Origin of the sequence: Nitrosomonas ureae, from assembly GCF_001455205.1 — a bacterium.
In the GTDB taxonomy this organism is placed as follows: domain Bacteria; phylum Pseudomonadota; class Gammaproteobacteria; order Burkholderiales; family Nitrosomonadaceae; genus Nitrosomonas; species Nitrosomonas ureae.
The window spans coordinates 1,676,762-1,694,809 of the sequence record NZ_CP013341.1 but is presented as its reverse complement, the minus strand read 5'-3'; the positions used below and the strand labels follow the sequence as shown (position 1 = coordinate 1,694,809).

At 44.3% G+C, this 18,048-nt stretch carries 9 protein-coding genes; 2 read left to right on the top strand and 7 right to left on the bottom strand.

The features are described from left to right. The first annotated feature begins 23 nt into the window (after nucleotides 1-23). Together ATY38_RS07700 and ATY38_RS07695 are read left to right on the top strand one after the other, a co-directional pair. A complete protein-coding gene (locus ATY38_RS07700; protein WP_074701941.1) occupies nucleotides 24-395 on the top strand; it encodes a KfrB domain-containing protein in 372 nt (123 codons plus the stop codon). A gap of 198 nt (nucleotides 396-593) precedes the next feature. Continuing rightward, nucleotides 594-3,143 carry a DNA phosphorothioation-associated putative methyltransferase gene (locus tag ATY38_RS07695; protein ID WP_062558794.1) on the top strand — a complete coding sequence of 850 codons (2,550 nt, stop codon included), beginning with the start codon at nucleotides 594-596 and terminating at the stop codon, nucleotides 3,141-3,143. Nucleotides 3,144-3,352: 209 nt separating this feature from the next. On the opposite strand, the gene ATY38_RS07690 is transcribed toward ATY38_RS07695, so the two are convergent. The 7 genes from ATY38_RS07690 to ATY38_RS07660 form a co-directional block, all read right to left on the bottom strand. Beyond that, a complete protein-coding gene (locus ATY38_RS07690) occupies nucleotides 3,353-8,350 on the bottom strand; it encodes an FtsK/SpoIIIE domain-containing protein (protein WP_235590210.1) in 4,998 nt (1,665 codons plus the stop codon). A 410-nt stretch (nucleotides 8,351-8,760) separates the two neighbouring features. Next, nucleotides 8,761-10,278 (bottom strand): methylation-associated defense system protein MAD7 family protein, encoded by a 1,518-nt coding sequence (locus ATY38_RS07685; RefSeq protein WP_062558792.1) that lies wholly within the window; start codon nucleotides 10,276-10,278, stop codon nucleotides 8,761-8,763. After that, entirely contained in the window at nucleotides 10,278-12,062 is a 1,785-nt protein-coding gene (locus ATY38_RS07680) for a hypothetical protein (RefSeq protein WP_235590209.1), read from the bottom strand. The genes ATY38_RS07685 and ATY38_RS07680 overlap by 1 nt, the downstream gene beginning before the upstream one ends. 167 nt (nucleotides 12,063-12,229) lie before the next feature. Further along, a complete protein-coding gene (locus ATY38_RS07675) occupies nucleotides 12,230-13,021 on the bottom strand; it encodes a phosphoadenosine phosphosulfate reductase family protein (RefSeq protein ID WP_062558790.1) in 792 nt (263 codons plus the stop codon). Continuing rightward, complete coding sequence (locus ATY38_RS07670; RefSeq protein WP_062558789.1) at nucleotides 13,011-16,514, bottom strand: hypothetical protein; 3,504 nt, start codon at nucleotides 16,512-16,514, stop codon at nucleotides 13,011-13,013. The genes ATY38_RS07675 and ATY38_RS07670 overlap by 11 nt, the downstream gene beginning before the upstream one ends. Beyond that, entirely contained in the window at nucleotides 16,511-17,452 is a 942-nt protein-coding gene (locus ATY38_RS07665; protein WP_062558788.1) for a DUF4007 family protein, read from the bottom strand. Before ATY38_RS07665 ends, ATY38_RS07670 begins: the two co-directional genes overlap by 4 nt. Continuing rightward, a complete protein-coding gene (locus ATY38_RS07660) occupies nucleotides 17,449-17,649 on the bottom strand; it encodes a hypothetical protein (protein ID WP_062558787.1) in 201 nt (66 codons plus the stop codon). Before ATY38_RS07660 ends, ATY38_RS07665 begins: the two co-directional genes overlap by 4 nt. Nucleotides 17,650-18,048: the final 399 nt, after the last annotated feature.

Genomic DNA, 18,048 nt, shown 5'->3' with positions numbered 1-18,048 from the left:
ATCCTACTTACAACTAATTTGAAATGACGACACCCGCAAAACTACGAATGATTGTAATGAATGGACAAAAGATTCTACAAACTAAAAATAATAATGAATGGGAAACAATGGGTACCATCAAGAAGGCTGATGAAGGTATCAAACCGGGCGTCTACAATATTTATTTAGCTACAGCACCCGTTGATAAAAACCAGTATCAAGGACAAATTATTTATATTGATAAAGAGAATTCTGTTTTTTATCAACAGGTCAAGAAGGATTTTATTGTGCACCAATTAAATGCTATTGATGGTAAACCTGTTGCTGGGAAAGATGTGGCTATTACGTATGATGGAGAGAAAGCTACATTAACTCTAATAGATGCACTTAAGAATAAAAGAACTTTGAAAATATGACACTAGGTTACCGAAATAAGAATTTCGGCAAAAATACACACAAGTTTTAGGTGCCGCCCAATTTTTCCAATAAAACCATCATGTATCCATCTTTATTTTCAAATAATATTATAAGAAATTATATCAAGTTACATTATCGAACATAATAATGTTGCCAGCTTAGATCCAACAGCTCTTTACCTAGCAATTCGTACAATCATGGTTTCAGACAATACCGGAAAATTTGTTCACTCATCTCGTTATCTGCATATAGAGGCATTCGATTCACTTAGTCTAACGGATTTAGAATTAATAGCAGATGCAGAAAAACTTGCGCAAGTTACTAAAGGCATTAATTACAATGTGGTTCGAATCTCTGAAAATAAAGAATCCATTTCCTTTCTCCATTATCCTGGTTTTTTTGATCAACCTTTTCCCAAACTAAATGCAAGTTGGCGTGTTGAACTCCATGGATCTGGACGAATCCATAATCGTTCCTACGCTGATTCACTTAACCCACCCATCCTTCATCGTAAAGAACTTCTACTTCCACCTGATCATAAAGAAATTTCAAAATTTCAAGCACTGACCAGTACTGCTGAGACATTAGGACTTTTCGATGATCCTTCTAGAATTGGTTTTCACAATCAGTGGGAGAAATTGATCGCCGGAAGAGGCTATCGTTTGATAGATAATGAGTTTGTTCCTCTTGGCAACGACTTTTCAGAAATAGACGGCATTAGTGAAAGTTATACAGCCACTGTTGGTGAAGTGCAGAGACATTTGACAGCTCTTGTACGATATGGTTTTTCCGCTCCTATTCAAATGCTCGTAAGATTTGGTTTTCTTGATGGTTCACGTAGTGTTTTTGATTATGGCTGTGGTCGTGGAGATGATTTACGTGGTTTGCAAGAAAATGGTATTCGAGCAATAGGCTGGGATCCGCACTTTGCGCCAGAAAATCAAAAGAAATTATCTAATATTGTTAACCTAGGTTTTGTCATTAACGTCATTGAAGATATCAATGAACGTATTGAAGCACTTCAAGGAGCCTATTCCTTAGCTCAAGAATTACTTGTCGTATCGGTGATGTTAACAAACCAATACGCAGTTAAAGGTAAGCCGCTTTATGATGGAATTCTGACAACTCGCGGTACCTTTCAAAAATTTTATACACCAAGTGAACTAAAAATCTTTATCGAGCAAAATTTATATGAAGAATCAATCCCCGTAGCTCCGGGTATATTTTTCGTTTTTAAGGACAAAGATGCGGAACAACGTTTCTTGGTTGACAGAAGCCGTTCACGTTCTAATCTATTGCGTGCTGCTAGCCAGGTACAACGTGCATCAAAACAAAGTAAGATCGAGAAAGATCTCGCACGCTATATCGAACATCAGGCTCTGCTCGATTCGATTTGGCTTCAATGGTTAGAAAATGGACGTGAGCCGGAAAAAAGTGAAGTCATAAATTTACCTCAAGTACTTGGAGCTTTTGGCAGTTTACCTAGAGCACTTCGTTTCTTGCGAAGTCAAAAAAATGATGTCATCCTGGAAACTGCTGGCAGGCTCCGGCAGAATGATTTATTGGTTTATTTTGCGCTTGGAATGTTTGAAAAGCGTAAACCCTATCGTCATCTTGATCCTCAATTGCAACGCGACATTAAAGCTCACTTTGCTGATTATGGATCTGCCCAGCTAGAGGCAAGGGAACTACTGTTTCAAATTTCGCAACCTGAACGCATCGACGCGGCCTGTCGTGACGCGGCATCAAAAGGTCTTGGTTGGTATATCGAAGGCGAGTCATTACAACTTCATTCAAGTCTTGTCGAGCGACTTACCCCCATTCTTCGTATATATGTTGGTTGTGGTGCAGCGTTATACGGTGATATTACATCTGCTGATCTAGTCAAAATTCACATACGATCAGGAAAACTTACCCTAATGCGGTTTGATGATTTCTATGGAAAACCACTTCCTAAAATGATACATCGTGTAAAAATATTATTTTATAAACAAGAGCTTCATTTTTTTGAATATGGAGAAGAATTTGAACCACCTTACCTTTATCTGAAATCACGATTTATGAATGAAGAAATGGATAGTTATGTAGAACAGATTGCATTTGATAATCAACTAGAAGCTTTGAATCTTTTTGATCTATCAGATTATGGACCAAATCCAACAGAATTCATTCATAGCCTTAGTCTTGCACGCTGGCAAGTCGATGGAATGCGTTTAATTCGGAGTCAATCTATTCCCGATCTTGACACTCCATGCGGCAAGTATTTTACTTATCGCGACTTTATTGTATGTGGCGAAACGCAAGCCAGAACAGGTCTTCCTAATTTACCGAAAGAAGCAGATACCCATACAGCCATATATGAACTTGCTACAAATATTCTTGATCCAGTTATAGATTATTTTGGAATGATTAAACTAACTTATGGTTTTTGCTCGGCAGAGCTTGCAAAAGAGATATCTGGAAGAATTTCGCCAAATCTAGATCAACATGCTGCTCATGAAAGAAAACGAAACGGTAAATTTATATGCGAACGATTAGGCGCCGCTTGTGATTTTATTATTGAAGACGAAGATATGGAAGAAGTCGTAGCGTGGGTATGTAAAAACACAAACTTTGACAGAATATATTTTTATGATTCAGAAAGGCCTATACACGTTAGCTGGTCTCCAGAATCAAGCCGTCAAATGACTAGAATGAAATTGTCATCCAACGGAAAGCGTATCCCGAGAACCGTGATAATGGACTAAATTTCTTTAGCCCATTATTGCTGTTTTACCTACCTACAAACCCAAAATATAGAAATATCAGAGATAGCAAAACTACATATAGGTGACTATTTTATTAGCTTAATTTGCACACTTTTAGTACCCTACTGGGCACATTTTTGCTCCACTATTTTATCTCTATAGATACGAATTAGATTTCTGGGAGAAGCATCTCATATGGACAAAGTTGGTCAACCTTCATTGTCTAAGCAGATCGCTTCAACCACCGAAACGATGTCATCGTCTGGCAAATATGGTGCTTGAGCAAAGATCAGTCCTTGCTCTCCATTCAATTTTGCAGCTAGGTGTCCTTTTCCTAACAACATCTCTGCTCCTGGACGATCCAGAGCAATGCGCGAAGTTGCTTCGCTGGACACTTTCAAAATCAACCGATTGCCCAAATTCTCACGTAATTGCATCGGCATCACGTCTTTATCCGGTCGTTGGGCAGCAAAGAAAAGGTGAATACCCGCCGCGCGAGCCTTCACGCCGAGGCGTTGTACTGCCGCACTGACCGTTCCCTTGTAACCGTCATCCAACATCCAGTCTGCGAACTCATCATGAACCAAGAATACCATCGGCATACGGTTTTCTGGCAATGACTTGGCGTTATAAGTTGACAAATCACGAGCTCTCGCAGCAGCAAAAGTCCTATAGCGCTCTTCCATTTCCTCAACCAACCCATTAAGTACTTCGACGGATCTTCCACGGGTGGTGATGATCGCTTCCCGTAAGTGTGGAAGAGTAGCCAAGCCAATGTAATCCACACCCATTTTTGGATCTATCAGGATAATATTAGCCAAACAGCTTGGATTTGTGGCAGCAATGTCTAGCAGTAATGCTTGAATCAACACCGATTTCCCACTGCCTGTTGATCCTGCAATCAAAGAATGTGGTTCGTGCTGAGATAAGCCGCCGAAGTCACTACCTAGGTTCAAATACAGTACGTTGCCAGTCAACTCTTGGAGACCAAGCACAAACGATGTATTGATCCCAGCAATATTTTGGTTCAGCTGACGCATCGCCCAGATGTCCCATAAAGAAACAGGTTGGCGCATTACGCCTGCGATTGAAACAATGATCTCGCCCGGTTTCGGTTGTACCGTTACCAATTGGATACTATGAGTAGTCAGTAACTGTGTTCGTTTCGCATCAATGTCTTCCACCCGAAGACGATCAGATCCTGAAAGACGGATCAAACAGCCGTTAGGGGTCAATCGAGTTCCGATGATGTTGGCCTGAAAACCATAGCTATTGAGCGCTTTTTTAAGATTGACCTTAACTTCATTAGCCCAGGTTTCCCGATCATCTGCCAGTTGGTCGCGTTGTGCCAAATGTTCGGCCACGAGACTCATCAGAGCCGTACCTTGGGTGAGCTTAGGTTTGATCGATTTAATTTCATCAAGAATGGTCGTGATGCTTGGTGCCACAACGGGCGTATCTAATGGGAAAGCTACTTCAGTTTGCAAGGTCGTTTGTGGCTCAACAGCACTAGTAATAGTGCTTACATCCGAGGGGATTTCGTTAGATAGATCTGATTCTGACTGCGTAAGTCGATCGATCATGTTAGTCCAGGTCACACGTTTCGCAAGTTGCTGAACGTGTATTTCATCCCATGGGGTACCTAGTCCGATAGCTTGGCGAACTACCAGTGAGTTTTCACGACGAGCGTATGCTTCAATCAGCTTTCGCAAATCAGGACGGTCAAACACCTCTTGATATGAGTTGACGCCATCAGTTTCTTCAATGATGATTCGTTCTGATCGAGAAGCAGCCTGACCGGATTCTGACGTGTGAATGAAAATATTCGAATAGCCCCGAAGCGTAATCCCTACGTTAGCATCCCGTATCGCAGCTCGAACGCGCTCGAGCAATGCAGTTTGTCCAGGAGGGATCACTGCGTCGATCAATAGATCAGCTATCCTTGATAGCCACAGGTCCCGGTCAAGACGGCCGGGATCTCCAAAAAAAGCTTCCCTAATTATCGTCAGTGTCGCAAGCAACTGTGCTTTAGAGGAACGCCTAGCATCTGCTTCACCCACTCCAGCCACGTACTTTGATTCAACAATGCTTAAGTGAAGTCGGATACCTTCTGCCGAATCATGGATACACATCCCCAAAAGGTCAGCTATACGACTTTCCCGTTGCGCTAGCCAGCTAGCATAATCGTCCAGCAAAAAGAAAACTTGTATGGAGGGCTCGTTAGCACCTCCACAGATGATTTTAAACTCATCTTCCATCATAAAACGGCTCAAAACCAAGCCGATTAATTCTCCCGCTGATACCCCTCTCTTGGCTGCTCGTAGCACGATATCACCAGAAACGCTAATCGCATCGTCGATCAGGCGTTGGGTGGTCGCATTGAGTTCTTCCTCCGTTAGCGTGAGCCCCAACTCTTGAATACGTCGCTTGGCCAGAACGTTCAGCAGCCGAAGTTCAGATGTTGAGCTGACGATCATGTTGCGGCCGTTGGTTCGGTTACGACGGTATCGCACTACATTGATTTTATTGGCTTGTAGTTGCCTCTTATCAAGCAACTCGTCGTAGGTGGCCACCCACTCGGCCAGGTTATGCGCATCCTCGAACACGCTGCGAAGACGATCGCTCTGCAAAGAAATTTGGCGGGCAGGTACCAGATGGTGTTGCAGGGATACATCTTGTTGTCGCACCACGGCACCGACCATATCAACGTACGCACGCCCTGAGGCAGTTTGCTGAGGGCATGTTAAGAACGTGGTCGATTTCAGTTCATTTTCACCGGATACGCTGCGGTATGACCACCGCGAGGGTGCGTGTTCGAACACCGGTCGATCGTTAAGCCAATCCACGGAAATCCACTCTTCGGTAGCAGTTCGAGATACCACATCGTGCAAGAAAGCAATGTCAAACGGACGAAAGCCATCCTCGGGTTTAGTGATCGTGATGTTTGGTGGGGACACTGAAATGCGAAGCTTGGACATGAAGTTGTCGGAAGTCTCGCTAGCCACGGACAAATCGGGGTCAGCATCCGATTTACTCACCAATTCGGCGTATATCCTTCGAAGTTTTCCTGAATCTTGATGGCGCACTGACACGTTGCAATTAAGTTCAAAGTCCTCTTGCAGGTTCGTCAACTCCCGGACCGTTGCAAGCGGCAAATCTGCAGCATCAGCGTTGTAGAGCAAAATGCTTAAGTTCGAACGCTCGTGCGGCTGAAGGCCTACATACCGTTCCAATAGCTCACGGATTTGGCGTGCAGCTTCCACCGGATTAACGTCAGTGAGTTGTTCGTCATCCGCCCGAACCGGTCGTTCCAACAGGCTATATCCATTGACGGTACTGCTTTCGGTCACTAAAACTGGCGTCCCTGATCGGTCGGTAACAGCGATTTCAGGGTAAAACGGGTGCTCCAACTCTTCGCTGAATTCTTGGAAGAAGATGTTGCGATCTCCGAAGGTAACATACTGACCGACCAATAGGTGCGTAATCAAGCCAGCTACTCGGCGGAGTTTCACGGCCAGTGCCTTCATCCGTTCCGGATGCCAAGGAGGGACGATGATGCTGGGTTGGTCGCCTGTCAGGCGAACCGTTCCTACTGTCAGCACTTCTGATACTAGCTTGGCGCGGGCTACGTCTCCCCGTGCGTGAATTTTCAACACCCGTAGCAACGCCCCAAAAGATTCCGCTTGGTTCAAGATGGCTTCGGTGTGCAAACCGCTTTCGAGAAAATGCTTGATAGCATCGGAGTAGTCCGATTCAAAGGTGATCCAAGCGGCCTTGATTTCTTTTAGTTGCTCAGCAGTTAAGCGGCCATCGTTATATAGCTCGTCAATGCGACGCTTGATTTCTGCTCGAAGGCTCTTGATACGACCGTGCGGCGGAACCAGCGACCCCGCATCGCGTCCGAAGGTAGCTTCCAACGTGTTCACATCTAATAAAGACACGCTTTGGACACCACCTTTCTTGCTCACCATCCGTCGCAGTACTTCTGTGCAGGCAATACCTCCCTTTTCCAGCAATCGCTTCATGTCGTCGTGAAGTGTTAACCCGATGGCCTCAGGGCGTGCCATCCATAATAATTGGGTTTTCTCAACTGTTTGATCGTTGCCCGCATGCTGTTCGACTAAGCTCACTTCAAACTTGATCTGCGTTTGCAGTTTAGAAGCGGATGTACTTGGCTTGAGCTTTCCACCTTTTCGTTTGTTTTCGTACTCGAAAAATGCAGGGTAATCAAAAAGAGGATCAGGAATATCTGTCGCTCCCATCTTTTCCACATGCCATTGTACGCGTTCGCACAATAGCTGCGGCAGGCCACGGTACATGGTGGAGAAGAAAGCACCGATATCGTGATTGAAGCGTTCACGCCATTCGGTACGCCCCTTGGTAACACGGACTCTAATAAAACGATCTGTGGTTGGCTCCCCTGCACGAACTACTAGCCGCTGAACGGCCGTTACCAAGCCATCCAAAAAATCAGTGCACTCGATGGGCTTCCCGAACACCACCTTTTCCCATCGGCCGCGAAGCTTTGGATCCTGGTCAAGGTAACGCCGGTGCACTTCGAAGAACTCCTCATCGACCTCGTTCCAATCGGATCGCCTCTCCCGAGCTTTGAGTTCCTCAAGATGCTTCTTCCAGGCATCCGTTAAAACACCCGGGTCGGTGCAGTCGTTTTCAAAAAAATCGAGGGTATGATCGGCCAATTTTTGTTGCTTTTCTTTGGGGCGATCGAACAATAAATGTATGCCATCGCTCTCCCATTCGAGTAGGGATAGCGCTTCCTTCGTATCTGGATCCCCGGGTTGCGCCTGAATGAAAGCTTCAATAACAGGGTGAGCAGCTAGTTGGATAAATTCAAAGTTGTCCGTATACCTTTCCCTCATCTCTTCCGGATCTATTGCTTGTCCCGTTTTGTGTTGTTTGAGCAATAGCGGTGCGCGGTCGGAAAATAGCTTTTCGAAGGTCTTGCGCCACGGGCCGCTGGCCGTACCAAACGATTTAGTATTCGAAAATAACGTGGTATCCCGAGGTAGTGCCAGACGTGGTAGTGCCCAGCCCAGCGCATCTCGAATGGGATGGCCTTCTATTCGGGATGCTTCGCTAATCTGGGCGCAGTAGTCTCCAAGCTGAAACAGCGACATGTCGGCAACTGCTAAGAGTCCTTTCAATGCAGCCTCAAACACCCGACGATCTTCCGGTGCCAAGGGCAAGGCAGTGGTGCGAACGGTCGCTTCGGCCCAAGCATCCTCGTGCGCCCGAAACTCCTGAGCGCCCAATGCAGTGACGTAACCAAGGGTGTCGGAAATGTTTGGTTCGTTGCCGTTGGCAGTGAGTAATGCGGCTTTGTCTGTACCAATGTTTCGGACAGCACCTGCGTTCTCGTCCGTCAACACTTCCGACGGAAGCCCTAGACCAGCTACCAATACCTCGGGAATCTTAACCTCTATTTGTTCCCTTAGATCCGGGGCTGCTAATACTTCGCGAACCACCGACGCTATTTGAGAGGCATTGAGACGATCGAGACGAAATAGAGCAGCGGCACCGTCTGAAGTAGGAACAACACCGATGCGCCGACGCAAGATGTCGGCGCCGACGCGACCTACGATTTTGTCCGCTGGCGTCACATGTCACCTTGTCGATGAAATGGGTTTTCTACAAACGCACAAGAGTCAGAAAGTCGGCGAACCAACCCCAGGCCATACAGTCGCGTTTCCAAATGCTCCGCGTTGATCATCAACGCTTCTTGGTCCACTTGGTTGTTTTGAATGTGGCGGATACCTTCTACGTGACCGATAACCAATCCGTAGCGACGATAAATTTCAGCAAGGAACTCGCCAAACTCCATCCGATCGTCGACAACAGTCACTACCAACGCCTTCAAAAGACGATCGTTCGGAGCGTAGCGAACCCGTCTGGCCAGACGACGTGAACTGAGACCGATGGCGCGGGACCACGTACTATGAATCTTCTCGACATGCTGCGCATGGCGAGTTTCCGCCTTTTTGAGGAGTTTCTCGATCAGTCCCTCCCCAGACAGCTGGTGGATGTCGATTTCATCATCTTTGTCGTACTGGAAGCGTTCCGCCATGATGTGAGCGCATTCGCCTTTCGGATCCTCCGAGTTCAAGGCCGCTTCCCATTCAGGAGTTGTTCGGATGTTTTCGACCAAAGCCTTTACGGCTCGTAGCGAAATAGTTTGGTTAGCTTGGAACGACTCGCCCGACAATGCTCTGACTTTAGTTCGTTGGCTTGAAACCACCTCGCAAACAATCTCAACAGGTTCTACATCACCTAAAGAATTTTTACCGCGTTCAAGAAAGTATAAAAGAAGGTTCAACCCAGTCATGGTAGTGATATGGTCGAGACCATCATAGATGGGAATGTCTCTGGCTAGGATGGCCAGCCAGTCGTCGCAAAGACGATCGAACCTAGGAAGCTGGGCATAGGGCAAATAACCAACATCACGTCGGTTTGGTGCTTGCTGAACCGGCCCTTGTAATACCTTGACCAACCGGTTCATGTTGGACGGTTGCCGAAACAATCGCTCAACGAGTTGGTGGCCCAGAACTCTACCGTTACTGGCTCGTCCTAACATCAAGTATAGGAGCTCACCGGTACGGGCGAAGAACCGCCGATCGTTGGATACATTGTCATTTGCATCGAATCTCAAGTCTTCGTACAAAGCATCGGGGCCGAACGGGAACACAAATTTTGAGCTCCAACGTTTATTGCTTTTTCCTTCAAAAGCCGACGACCGGAGCAACTCAATCGATCGCGCGAAATCGTCGAAGGATATGAACGATTTCCGAAGGTGATCGAAAAACATATCTCCCATTTCGACCGCGTCGCGCTTGAACAGCTCTATCCATGTGTCCCACTTAGTGTCGTCAGGGATTTTCCGCGCTCGTACGACTTCAACATAAGGATTGTTGAACAGCAAGCTTCTGAGGCGGATTTGATGCTGGGGCTGATAGCTTATCTTAACGGAGGACGGTGCTCTCAACGGATCGTTGAGGTTTGATTGCAGTACGTTCAGAAATTCGAGAATGACCAGGTGAGGCAGTTGCTCGTCGTAGAGTCGGTGACCCCAAATGTGCTCATCGACGGCGAAGGAACCATGTTCAATACGTGGTGCCATTATGCGTTCCTCACTGAGATCCGTTTTAAAAATCCGTGACCGTTTTGCTCGATTTCAATGAAGGTTAAACCCAAGCCAGCATGTTCTTCCGCCGTATCATCGTCGTCGCCCTCATTCCCGTGACCCTGTGTCTGCACTAGCTCAGCTTTACGGAGAAGTCTTGCCTTAAACGCAAGCAAGTCTTCGAAGCACTCGTTGGAAAAACTGCTGGGCAATGCACCTTCAGCCACTCGGCACAAAAACTCGAATCGGACTGGGGTAAGGTCAAATTGAACTGAACCCTGATTCCCACCGCCGACCGAAATGTCCAAGCAGGGCCTCTGCCCATTTTTTTCCCACCGGATATGCATCCCCATGCCACCAGTACGATAACTAGGAACAGCGCTTTCGCATAGGACGCTGATTTTTGATTGAGTGAAACCACCGGAGTTGGCAATGAACACCGTGTCCGGGTTGTCTAGCAAAAGGCCTGTCATAACCCGGTTAAGGCCCTGAACCAAGCGAGAGCGAATTTTTTCTTCCACCATTCGTTTGGACTCTCCTGGAACGACACTACCCAGAAGACGGAGGTAATCACCCGCGAACCGGAAAGTCGTAAGATTCCAGAACGGGTATTTGCTATAAACCTCATCCGGCAACGTGAAGAAAAGCCGTTGACGTTGATCTGCCAATCGATCCAGGAAGAGGCTTGCACCCTCTTCTAAACGTACAAACTCTTCGCCCTCGAGATAGTGTTGTTGAAGGGCCAGGTATTCCCTCGTGGCCCCGTACACCCTGTCAGCGCCCACGAATTGGTCAAAGTCCGCGCGCAGCCTGGTATCGTCTGATCCATAAACCAACAAACCGTCGACACCGTTCGTAGTTTCTTCGCCGATACCAAAAGACCGTAAAGTCTTGAACACCGGACGCGCCATGGCACGTCGGTAGGGCAAGTTAGCTGCAAACACGTTTCGATAAATGCTGCCTTGGTCCACTGCATCGCCATCTTGAATTTGAACAACGTCTGAGCAGCTCATGAGTCCTTCCTTCACAGAAGGATGGCCGTGACCCAAGAGCAAGTTTGCTGCCAATGCAAGTAAATCGCGAACAGGTAAGTGGGCACCATTCAGACGCGCGATCTCAATCAGGTCTCCCAGACGACGAGCAAACCGGCCGCCATCCTCCAGGCCGATGGCTCGCTTTCGGTTTTCAGCGATCGGACAGATGCGTTCTCCTTGGTTAAGCTCGCAGCTCAAACACCGATCCCATTCGGGGTGTTCCATCACCGCTTTGATGACGGCCGACAAGGACTGCCGATGCCCTGATCGACTCAGATCAATGACTTTGAGCCGCGGATGTTCGAACCCGTCTTGGAAAAAAGCATTCTGAACCGGCGCCAGCAGAGGTGAAGGGACGCCTTCTGCGTCTTTGCTCTTACGAAGTCGGTCGAGGATTTGACCGTGATTGCAAGCAATCACGTAAACGGTAGTATTTTCGTTCCCTTCGACGGACTGTTCTAGACCATTAAGGATTTTTTCGCCTTCTGGACCTTTCAGCTCACTGAGGTCCTTCACAAAAATAACGGAGCGCCCCGGCAACTCCAATGTTTTGATCTTTTCCCGGGCTGCCCATTTCTTCTCATCACCACCAAGCCGCAACCATAGTTGACGGGCATGATAGGTTTTCCCGTCGCCAGCTGTACCCGCGATTAGCAACGATCCGTTGTTGTCGGTTTTAACATATGCCAGCATCTCATCAACATAAGGCGTTGGTAGTGAAATTGGACTGACATTCGCTTGACTCAACGCAACATTGACGTGTTCGTCAAAGAGGTTACTATTTGTAGGTAGGGGACCATAATTTCTAAGGAATCGTACCCACTGGAGAGCTGGTGGAGTCATGTTTTGATCTTACAGTTATTCTGAATTTTATAGAAACAAGGACATAAGTGACTGCATGCAATCTACTTACTTTACAAGCTACAAATAAGACAGGACTCATCGACCTCTTCCTCTGCAATCATAGCAAGCTTATCTTGCCAGCTTACAGCCGAGATTGATTTTATCTTTTGATTTGCATTTTGCTTAATAGCTTCTGCGCGGGCTTCTAACTCATCTAAGCTTTCACCTTGAGACCAGGTATAACGTGCACCAGTTTCAGGATCAAATTTTTCATATTGTTTTGCGTCTTTAAATAATTGTGGGTGGCGTTCTTTGAGCCCAACCCATTCGGATTTACGCTGAAAAAAACAAAAATAACACCCTGACCTGCTACGCCATTCATAGTAAGCAGGAATACCAAGACCAGAATCATTCAAAATGCGCATGATATCAGCATACATCAGACCAGATTCCTTAAAAGGAAATACAGCTTTGATATTAGCTTTAGTACTTACATATCCTTCGCGATCTTCATCGGCACGTATTCCTACATAACTAATAACTTCATCATTGCCCGCAAACTCTTCAAACGGTCTTATCTTAAGTTCGCGTGTACACCAACGCGTGTTAGGAGACGGAAGAAAATCGTTATACTGAGTTTTGAGAAGGTGATCAAAAGTTCGTGTAGCGTTAATGCGAGCGATAGGCTTGCCAAGATAGGCCTCCAATTTATCCAAGTATTCATAAGTTTCTGGAAGCTCTGCACCAGTATCTGTAAAAAAGTATTCCATTCCTGGTACCTTATCTCGCATAAAAATGGCAAGTGCAGAACTATCCTTTCCTCCAGAGAGACCAAGAACATGACGAATCTTCTTATCGCTCATTGCCTGCTCCTATTTCTATTGTAGATGATAAATCATTATCTCTATTCTTTTGATCCACAATGTATTCTTCAAAGAGCTGCGCCAAAAGTGCTAAACGCAGATCTTCTGAAGGTAAATCCTTCATTACACGCTGGATTGAATCCAATTTTTCACTGACTGCTTTCTTTTTAGATTCATCAAGTGAAATAATAACATCATGATCATTTCCGCCTTGGCGCACTGTTCGAAGCATTACCACCTCTATTTGACTGTTCTTAGAAGATTGCGCACTATCTTCATAGTGAATACGCAGTCGCTCCAGATCACGCAAACGTTTCGAGAGCTCAACAAGTCGATAGTCTGCAATATTGATATCTTCATCTAGCCATTTTTCAGGGGGCTTACGAGCAATGAAAGTTGCTAGACTATTTAGCCAATGACCATCATCGCCATGGTGGTCAGCCAAGCGGCCCAAAAATGCCTTCAGACCATGCGTGTCAATCGTATAAGCTTGAAGAGGACCGTAACGACCTCGTAGACGCTCGCGCAGCTCTGAAAGTGAGATTTTCTCATTCTCATTAAATGAGTTTTTGAGCAACAATCGAAATTCACTAAGCAGTGAGTGGTAAGCAATTCGAAGTTCTGAAAATACTAACTTTAATTCTCTGGAAAATTCTTCAAGCACTTCAATTGTTGTTTCTGCACCAATAGGTTTGAATCCACAGGCGATCGGCAATTCTTTAAACAACAATAGGGTAGGTGATTTTGCTGCAAAGAAATGTTCACGAACTTTCTGTGCTTTTTCAGAGACACGCTTGGTTCGCTTTGTATAATCCGGCAAATTGACCATAAACCGGGACAGTGGTTTAAGTACTGCTATCATATTAATGTCCGCATGATCATCAAGTGTAATTGCTTCAGCATATTTGGTGAAAAGCTGATCTCTTAGATGATCAATTCTGAGACGCTGAATTGAAAACAACTCAGGTGACTTCAGGATTTTTTCCAATAATTCCTGAGTTAAGAATGGTGAGTAGTAACCATCTTCGTAGAGAACAATCTCCTCCTTATAAACCAAATAAGCGGCAAGAAAGAGTACTGGTAGTAGACCCGATTTAATGCCGTAAGGTGGATTTAATAACTCTTGATAGAGTTGAAAGATCGATAGAGGATCCTGTTCGGTACGATCTAAGAAATTCTCAATTGCTTGCCACAGTGGTTGAATACCTCTATCCGATGCTACTTGGGGACCTGGCACTGTAAATTGCCACCCCTGATTCGTCTTAGTATGAAGACCGGTGGCTCTCAGAATTGAACGATAGATTGCTTTTTCCGGTGGGAATTTCTCAATTCCTAGATCTTCGGTAGACTCCATTTCAAGCATAGCTAGTAGTAATTTTTTGCGGCCAGCTATAGCGCTTGAAGAAGGTTTCTCGCGGTTGATCAGCTCATTATGTAAATGCGGTGTTTTAGTGTAATTATTTTTCAGCACTATAGTTAATAACTCTTGAAACGCACGTTTATTATTGACTTCGTAGCGGCGAGTACCCCATTGCCAAGTCGATTGACTTGGTTCTTCCATAATGCCTGAAATAGCCTTTCTCTCATTCCTGATCGCAACACTCAGTCTATCTTTGAGTTCACGTTGAGCAATCGGATCGGATGCTAATTCAGGGCTACTATGTTGAACCCTTTGCAAGGCAATAACCTCAAGCAAAGACTCTTTCACTGTTTCACTTGAGCCCACAATTGCCCCGACTGTTAGTGAACACTTGAGCGTATTCAGGCAACGTTCAAAAAGCGCTTCATCTTCACCTGTTTCAGACAAGCATAAATATAGTGTTGGCTCATCTGTTGAAACGATTTGAGTCGTATTGAATCTATCAATAAATATTGGTCTAAAATATCGTAGAGTACCTGTCTCAATTCCATAGCGTCGAGCGACAACGGGTTGTAAAGGTTTTTTGTCATTGAGTATTTCTGCAAGCTGTGCACCAGTCATTTGTGCCTTTTGCTCTTGCACGGAAGCTTCTAGATCAAAATCACTACCTTGCCATACACGATATTCAGAATTGTATTTCCGGTATGTGATAATAGATTTCTCCTGTAGCGAATCTAGTGTGTGATTGATAGTTTTCTCATTACCATTTCCACAAAGAGCGATAATTTCTTTTGATGCTTTTAATCCGCCTTGAGCACCGATAATGTTAAGTAGTCCAATAGTTTTGAGTAGTTGGATTTCTTCAATAGGTGCATCCCCTAAACGTTCCAACGCCATCACGACTTCTGCCCAACGGCGGTGAGTTGCATGATCCGTGGTTAATCCTGGTTGATTTAAAATGAAATACTGATAAATTTCCCAAGGCATTATCCAGGGCAATTCTTCATCTGTGATTTCAAGATGATTTAGCGTTTCAAGAAAACCGTATGGCTCTTTACTGCCTAAATAGGTAAATAAAGTACGTTCATTTTGTGCTACTTTTTGGCATAACGTAGGCAACAATAATAAAGTTAAAGGATGCAAGGGATAGCAACTCCCAAATAATTTATGAGCAGTAGAAACTTCCATTCCTAAAGGTAAGGCATTGACCAAAGAGAGTGATTTCACTATGTGGTCACATTGAGTAGATTTTCGTACGATAACATCGTTATCAAAATTTGAAATCAACGATGCCGAAAGAATTTGTAGAGTTTGTTCAGTGGATTCAAGAAATGGTACATTTTCAAAACGACCTTGTACTTTTTTCCACTCATTTTTCAGCTTCTCACCAAACCTCTGGAAATATTGTTCGAAAGCTTGATGTAATAGAACTACAAAATGCAGTGGAATTAAATTGGGCTTAAAAGCAGACTCCGCAATTGCTTGTAATAAAAACACATCATTAGCATCGCGATTCTTCGCTTCGAATTCGAGAAACTTGCCTAACTCATCAATTATGATAAGGATGCCAACTCCTTGCGCTCGATGAACAGCTTTCTGAAGCTCTGAAATTAGTTCAGTAACTTCTGAAGTGGTAACGAAATCAGATTCTGACACAGCCTGAAGCTGCTTAAGAATTTCGGGCAAAGGCTCTTGCTTTTTACCAAAAAAAACTTGGGCACTTGTAAGCATAGCTTTCGTAAGTCTTTTACTAAGTGCTTCTGGACTGCCCGTTAAATTGATACAGCAATAACCATCAGTTCCGGTGAGTTCTTGTGCAATCTTTTTGGCTAGGCTCTCATCTGCACGTTTTAATACATTCATTGCATGTTGCCATGTTGCAGATCCTGGGTTACCTAATAATTGGCTAAGAAATAAGCCAAATGCTGATTTCCCTGATCCATAAGGCCCTACTAGTGCCCATGCACGGGGCGCTTCTTTAGTATTAAATGTATCGACGACACGACGCAGCGTTTGAACCGCACGATGTGTTGGAATATAAGTACATACACTTGAATCCTCTTCAGAATCTCGTTCCAAATTAATCGATCGGGTGTAATGTGTGTTAACCTTCAAAAGATTTCTCAGTCTCATGCTCTTATCTCCACCAATCGTGACTCGTTAGATTCTTCGTAATATTTATCTAATACATCCAATGGTTCAATTTGCTTAAGTTTGTACAATTGATGAATACCGGCAGTTTCTCTAAGTTCAAAAACGCCAGGTAACCAAGCTATCATTTCTTCTAGTTTATTGATTAATCCTTCTTCATTTAACCTATAGACGGCTCCTGGAGCAGCATAAAAGCCATCACTGATCATCAATTTCTCGATAGGTAGGCTAGATAATCTAGAAAATTTAAAAACTTCGAGAACCGCATAGCTAAATGGTACGACTGGAAGATTCCAACGATTTTCAAGTTTAGATTCGTGATATTTTGAATTACCAATTTCATTAATCAACCCGAGAATAGCTAGCGGAGAGTCCAATCCTTCTTCAATTGGAGTTTTCTTAAAATCTATTGTTGGTTCGAACGTTCGTAGCATTAATGTGATATCACTTTTCAAAGTATTACTAGCAACTCGGCTGCTTATATTCTCATGTACAAATACTTGCAAAGTTTCAAATAATTCTTTTTGCGTAAACTCAGGTTTGTGGAATAAATTAAAAAACCAGAAAAATGCTGTCGCATTCTCGGCATTTGATGCAATTAACCAATGAAGAAGCCAAATGGTAGCATCGTCCTCTAGATATGGATCAAGTCCATTTTTAATATCAAATAACCGTTCTCCTAGCAGGGTAGATGTTAATGTATGTTTATTAGCTTTTAGAATTTGGCACGCAATAAGCCAATAGCGAATCGCATGAACCATGTTTTTACCCACGCCCAGAACAACTGTTGCATCATCCTTTTCAAAAATTGAGGGGTCTTCGCACCATGCTTTGAAGCCTTTTGTTAACCAACCAAAACGAAGTGTAAAGGTCTCATGACGACCAAAAGATACAGCACAAGATTTATCAAATGGTTTCATTTTAAAGTATCCTTCATTTGATGTTCATCTTCATCAAAAGGTAAAGATCCTTGCGTGGTATTAGTCAAATAATTTTCCGCTGATAGAACGAACCAATCTTTAAGTGTAAGACCATTCTTCATTAATGTTGCATGCAGTGTCTTCTTCAATGCAGGATCAATCTCAATCACTACACGTCCGCTTCTTCCAATGCTCATCTATCCCTCTATATGATGTAACTTATGTAATATTACAAATTGTGTTCCAATTTCTGGATTTAGTAAAGATGCTCCTGATTTCGCAATTTTAATTATCGCATTCATTCCTCATGCCCAGCAGCACGTTCTAAATCCGCATCAATCACCGTTTGCTAACTATTAACAACCCAATATAACAATAAGGTATCTTTTTTATCGGCGGCAAATATTGCGTAACTAATGACTGAAAAAATTGGAAAGATTCCGACCGTTGGTGAGATTTATCCAAGAGTATGATCCTATGGTGTACCAAATCATGAGTATTGGTAACTACTGAATAAACCGGCGAGAAAAAATAAAATAATTGAGGCCTCTGTATAACCGGTTTCCTTCTTTGTAAAAACTTGTGCGCACTTGACT